This is a genomic window from Bradyrhizobium sp. 197 (assembly GCF_023073375.1).
Classification (GTDB): Bacteria; Pseudomonadota; Alphaproteobacteria; order Rhizobiales; family Xanthobacteraceae; genus Bradyrhizobium.
On record NZ_JADPJJ010000042.1, the window covers coordinates 1 to 2,650 of the forward strand.

The window sequence follows — 2,650 nt, forward strand, 5'->3', positions numbered from 1 at the left end:
GGTCGTAGGATCTGCGCGATGTCGTACTGGTGGAGGGCCTGCCGACGGCTAGTCCCGGCGGCGCCCTGAGCCGGAGCCGCTAGGCAGACCTAGGTCGAGCGTTGAGACGCACCAAGGCGCCTCTGGCGACCGCCGTCGGCTCGCCCAAGGTGCTCTGACCAGCCGCGGCCGCTTGGATCAACTGTTCCGCGATGTACTTACGGCTCTCGTGATCGCCGCCACGCGGAAGTTCTCGGCACACCTCCTCCAAAATGAGGTCCATGTTCGCACGCAACCGAGAGCTTATTTCGCCCATCAAAATGCCGCATCCACGGATGAGCACAACATGAAAGTTCCTGGAGGGTTAAAGCCGGCGGACGTGTGCGCCGACGGACAAACGCCGTCTGCGCGGAGACCCTGAAGGACGCGATTGACGTGCACGATGCTTAGCCCAAGCGCCTCGGCCAATTCAGGTTGCGTAACAGGAAACTCAAACTCGTCATCGCCGACGAGTCCGACCGCCGCCAAGCGCTCGCGCATTTCGGCGAGAAGATGCGCCATACGGGCCGGTGCTTGGCGCACTGCCACGTTGACGATCCACTCACGGAAGATTGCGGCGTCGATCAGGGTTTCGCACCAGAAAGCGCGCGCGACTGCGGGCCGCTGCTCGATCAGTGCCGAAAGAGCGGAATGGTCGACGAAGCCCAGTGTCGCCGCGGATATTGCCGCGAGATCATGATCCATAACCCTGAGAAAAAGGCTCTGTAAGTCCGGAATGTCTCCCGGGATGTGGAAGGACAGGATCTGACGCTTGCCGCGCTCGGCAATCTTAGACCGGCAGAGGAAACCACTTAGGACCAAACAGCTACGTTTGGGGCAATCACCTTCACGAACGACGCAAGTGTCGGCTGTAAGCTGCTTTACATCGACGGGCAGCGTCTTGACTGCGGCGGCGTCCTCGTCGGACAGCCGAGTGTTCGCACGCAATCGTCGGATCAGGATTTCTGTGGGATGCATGATGAGTCTCCTGATGGCTGAGGGCAAGACCATCCGTTAAGGTCGGTTCACAGATGCCAAGAACACCTAATCCAAGTTGCAGGGCCAGGTGCAATTCGGACGCTACGACGAAAAGCCGAATCTCTCCGGAGTAAGGAACGAGTAATAGGTCCGAGCGGTCCTCATATCCTCTTATTCAGTTTAAGGAGATGAACTGACCGTGCGATTGCTCCTGGCTATACGCGACGAGTTCGATTGTTGTCGAAAGCGTCTCCTGTCGCGCCGGCATGGACGCTTTGGTCATCAATACTCACGCAAAGTAGGCGAAACGGCGCGGCCTGCCGGTTTCGATGATATTTTAAGGCAATTACAGTTGCACAATACCCGTGAGACCCAGATGAATAAAACCTATGTTAACAACTTCGGCGCGTAATACATAAATTGAATAACTGCATTTATTGACGATTAAGGCCGACCAATGACCGCAATTTCCGCAGCCGATGTTATTGTCGAGTTGGACGCCACCATTGCTGGGAGCTCATCTGAACGTTGTGTTCGGATGCTTCGGCGCATCGTCGAGCTGCTTGTCGCCGAGAACAGCCGGTTGCAAGAGCCGCACGTCGGCCTGCTCGACGACGTCCTTGTTCGTCTGATCGCTCGGATTGCCCCCGCCACTCTCGTCGAGCTCAGTACAGCTCTTGCAGACTTGCGGGCGGCTCCGAGAACGACGTTGCGGCGTCTTGCCTCATGCGCAGACGCCGCGATCGCGGTCCCCGTTCTGCGTCAATCTCCGGCGTTGTCTCCGCGGGATCTTATGGAGATCGCGGCGTCCAGCAGCGAGAGTCACCTCCTCGCCATTGCTGACAGGCGCGAGATCGAAAATGCGCTGACGGACGTGCTGTTGCAGCGCGGCAGCAGCAAGGTTTGTCTGGCGCTTATCGGAAATCCAGCCGCGGGATTCTCTGAAGTCGGCTATTCCATCTTGATCGGCAAGGCCGAGCAGGATGACGAGATCACCAAGGCTCTGGCGTTGAGGCCAGGCACACCGGACATGGTTATCCGAGCGCTGCTATCGGCATCTCCACGGGCAGCAACCGTCACGAACACCGACGCGCGTCCGTCCGCATTTTCAGGCGCAACCACGTCCTCCGAAATGCCGGTAACGGTGAACCGCCCTTGGGACGCAGAGTACGCCGCTGCGAGGCCGGAGATCGTGTCGCTGAACCGCGCCGGCAAGCTGAACGACTCGACCGTCAATCGGTTCGCGATCCGGAGCGAGACCGCCAATCTATACACCGCGCTGTCGGTGCTGTCCGGAGCACCCGTCGAGGTCGTGGAGCTCGTAATGGCGGAGTCCGATTGCGAAGGCTTGGTGATGGCGTGTCGGGCGTCGCGCCTGAATTGGCAGACGACGCTGGCCATCCTCAACAATCGCGGCCCGCGTCCTTCATTCGGCGAACGCGAACGAGCTCAGGAGTTGTTTGAAAAGCTTCATCTGTCGACCAGCCAATGGTCCGTTCGTTGGGGAGAAATCTCCGCGAGCGCCGACCACTGCACTGCGAAATCGAGAGCGCGACGATGAAATTCGATGGTCGCAAGGCATCTCGGGTGCGGATGGACCACAGGCAGGCCGTCAACCTGATGGGCTCCGACGGCACTTGGCGGCGAAGCTGCG

The 2,650-nt window shown here is 59.3% G+C and carries 2 protein-coding genes and 1 pseudogene; 2 read left to right on the forward strand and 1 reads right to left on the reverse strand.

The genetic code is table 11. The annotated features are described in order from the left end of the window. Positions 1 to 294: 294 nt before the first annotated feature. A complete protein-coding gene (locus IVB27_RS09655) occupies positions 295 to 996 on the reverse strand; it encodes a Crp/Fnr family transcriptional regulator (RefSeq protein WP_247443159.1) in 702 nt (233 codons plus the stop codon). A gap of 493 nt (positions 997 to 1,489) precedes the next feature. Between IVB27_RS09655 and IVB27_RS09660 the strand changes: the two genes are divergently transcribed. Together IVB27_RS09660 and IVB27_RS09665 are read left to right on the forward strand one after the other, a co-directional pair. Then, positions 1,490 to 2,557, forward strand: coding sequence for a DUF2336 domain-containing protein (locus IVB27_RS09660; protein ID WP_345946853.1), 1,068 nt, complete (start codon positions 1,490 to 1,492; stop codon positions 2,555 to 2,557). Beyond that, positions 2,554 to 2,650 (forward strand): annotated as a pseudogene (locus tag IVB27_RS09665) (PilZ domain-containing protein); the annotation flags it as partial. The gene IVB27_RS09660 and the pseudogene IVB27_RS09665, both read left to right, overlap by 4 nt.